Origin of the sequence: Pseudoalteromonas luteoviolacea, from assembly GCF_018100925.1 — a bacterium.
GTDB classification, from domain to species: Bacteria; Pseudomonadota; Gammaproteobacteria; order Enterobacterales; family Alteromonadaceae; genus Pseudoalteromonas; species Pseudoalteromonas obscura.
This window is the reverse complement of sequence record NZ_JAGJEH010000032.1, coordinates 1-2,985: the sequence shown is the minus strand read 5'-3', so window position 1 is coordinate 2,985 and position 2,985 is coordinate 1. Positions and strand designations below refer to the sequence as shown.

Here is a 2,985-nt window from a genome sequence, read left to right as displayed (position 1 = left end):
AGATTTACAGGTGAAAACAGGTCAATACCGAGGACTACAAACATGCCCTTTCACACAAGTTTTTACCTCTTTGACTGAAGTGCCAAGTGGCTTTACTATCATCAATCAAGACACCCCAACGGCCATTGTGGCACAAACCACCACGAGCCCAAGTGTATCTGGAAACATCCCTCATATAGATGTTTTTGGCCCTCCCGCCAAAATTTTACAGTGCCCGGACTTAAAAAATGGCTGGTATGGTCACTGGGTGCCCGACTCTTTACAAGACAATACCGCAACCAATCTACATTTATCTCGCCCAGCAAGTAATATACTCTCTGGTATTTTGACTAACGACACAGGCGCAACTTGGCAAACATGGAGTCCGGCGCTTGATAGTATCAATAACACCACTTACCTCAGTGCCAGCATGGCATCCAGCCAATACATTTACTTGGTGTACTACCACACCCAAGCCTCGATGACCGTACAGGCGAATAATCAAAGAACCACGAGTCTTATACAGCCTCGCTCAGTATTTATGACTGACAGCTGTGAACCTCATTCTGGGCGCGACTTACTTTATTCGCTTACTAATTCAGTGGGCACATCAACAACGGCGCACAATAAAGCGATTGATTATGCCATCACCAGCGTGCCTCTCGACCCCTCATCCAGTATCACCCACTCTCCGATTAGCCATACCGCACCGAGTAACAACAGCAAAGGAGTCAAAGTGCTTTCATACTTTGTGGCGCGAAACAATCAGGTGTTTATCAACTTTGCGTACACCCAACTCATACACAACGGGTCAAATTGGGGAGATGACAACACGCTTCTTATGATTGATGGCCAACAAACACGGTTAGATGCAAATGGCCAAGAGGTTTTATGTGGTACAGCTCAACTGATAGAGTCATTAGGCTGGATTAAGTGAAAACAAATTGATTTAACATAAAATGGAGGCTGCTACTTTTTCGGCAGCTCACCTTTGTTATCCCCACCTATTTGTACGGCGTTTTTAATGTTATTTCCCGATATGCTCTGGTTAACGGATTTTTGCGGCTCACAGCGCCCTGACTTTTTGAATATAGCAACAAGTACCCCGACAATGCTCACCAACAGCGTCAATGCACCAATTTGCTCTCCTGTACCAAGTGAGGTAAACCATTCAATCATAATTATTACTCCTTTGTATTCTCTAATTCTTCAAGCCAGCTAGACACTTCCGCTATTTTAGGTCGTGCGCCCACTTGCTCTAATAATGCCAAGGCCTTTTCCCAATACGCTTTTGCTTGATTGAGGTCGTCCTGTAGTTCAGATAATATGCCCATATTGGCATACTGATTGGCCATGCCTTCTTTGCGACCTAGAGATTCACTGATTTCAAGGCTCTTTTGGTAATATTCAAGTGCCTTATCCAGCTCGCCTTTTGTTTGGTAAACGACCCCCATATTACCATACAGGCTCGCCATGCCTTCTTTACTGCCTAGAAATTTATTGATTTCTAGGCTTTTTTGGTAATATTCAAGCGCCTTATCTAGCTTGCCTTGTCTTTGATAAACGTTCCCTATATTGCCATAGCCAATGGCCATCCCTTCTCTACGACCTAGCGACTCATCAATTTCCAGGCTTTTTTGGTAATATTCAAGTGCCTTATCTAGGTTGCCTTGTATTTGGTATACATTCCCCATATTACCATAATCATTGGCCATCCCTTCTCTACGACCTAGAAACTCATCAATTTCCAGGCTCTTTTGGTAATATTCAAGTGCCTTATCCAGCTCGCCTTTTGTTTGGTAAACGACCCCCATATTACCATAATCACTGGCCATCCCTTCTCTACGACCTAGAGACTCTTCAATTTCAAGGCTCTTTTGGTGATATTCAAGCGCCTTATCTAGCTCACCTTGTGTTTTGTAAACGACCCCCATATTACCATGATCACTGGCCATCCCTGTTCTACGACCTAGAGACTCATTAATTTCCAGGCTCTTTTGGTAATATTCAAGCGCCTTATCTAGCTCGCCTTGTATTTGGTATAGATTCCCTATATTACAATAATCACTGGCCATCCCTTCTCTACGACCTAGAAACTCATTAATTTCAAGGCTCTTTTGGTGATATTCAAGTGCCTTATCTAGGTTGCCTTGTATTTGGTATACATTCCCTATATTACAATAATCACTGGCCATCCCTTCTCTACGACCTAGAGACTCTTCAATTTCAAGGCTCTTTTGGTGATATTCAAGTGCCTTATCTAGGTTGCCTTGTATTTGGTATACATTCCCTATATTACCATAATCACTGGCCATCCCTTCTCTACGACCTAGAGACTCTTCAATTTCTAGGCTCTTTTGGTAATATTCAAGTGCCTTATCTAGCTCACTTTGTGTTTTGTAAACAGACCCTATATTACCATAATTACTGGCCATGCCTTCTTTGTCACCTAGAGACTCATAGTTTTCAAGACTTCTTTGATAATGCTCTAGTGCCTTATCCAGCTCGCCTTGTGTACGGTAAACATTCCCCATATTGCCATAATCACTGGCCATACCTTCTTTATTTCCAAGAGACTCATCAATTTCAAGACTTTTTTGGTAATATTCAAGTGCCTTATCTAGCTTGCCTTGTGTACGATAAACGTTCCCTATATTGCAATATGATACGGCTTTGCCTTCATTACCACCTGTCTTTTCAGCCAAGCTTAAAACATGTTGATAAGCTTGCAATGCGCTGCCTAATTCACCAATTCGCTTATACATATGCCCAGCCCTAGTCCAAGCATTTGTATGCTCAGGGTTTAATTGCGTTGCCCTGACAAAATCCTTAAGTGTTTGTGTAGACTCATGAAGATAGGTTAACGAACCGCGCTGGTAGTAATACTCGGCCTGCTTGAGAATGGTGTCTTCGTTATCATCAATCAGCTTTGACAGTAGCGCTTGTGCTTTATCGACGTCGCCACTATCTATAATTGCTTGTAATGCTGCATCAACATCGTTAGCT

3 protein-coding genes are annotated in these 2,985 nt (G+C 42.7%); 1 reads left to right on the top strand and 2 read right to left on the bottom strand.

The annotated features are described in order from the left end of the window. On the top strand, positions 1-916 hold a 916-nt coding region (locus tag J8M00_RS27845; protein WP_211013624.1), incomplete at its 5' end, for a hypothetical protein. A gap of 32 nt (positions 917-948) precedes the next feature. Here J8M00_RS27845 and J8M00_RS27840 read toward each other — a convergent pair. Both J8M00_RS27840 and J8M00_RS27835 read right to left on the bottom strand, forming a co-directional pair. Then, complete coding sequence (locus tag J8M00_RS27840; RefSeq protein WP_211013623.1) at positions 949-1,158, bottom strand: hypothetical protein; 210 nt, start codon at positions 1,156-1,158, stop codon at positions 949-951. A 5-nt stretch (positions 1,159-1,163) separates the two neighbouring features. Continuing rightward, positions 1,164-2,985 (bottom strand): tetratricopeptide repeat protein (locus tag J8M00_RS27835; protein ID WP_211013622.1); only part of this gene is annotated, 1,822 nt, incomplete at its 5' end.

Coding starts and splice junctions, on each gene's coding strand:
- J8M00_RS27840 (WP_211013623.1), bottom strand. CDS start 1,158: ATGATTGAATGGTTTACCTCACTTGGTACAGGAGAGCAAATTGGTGCA.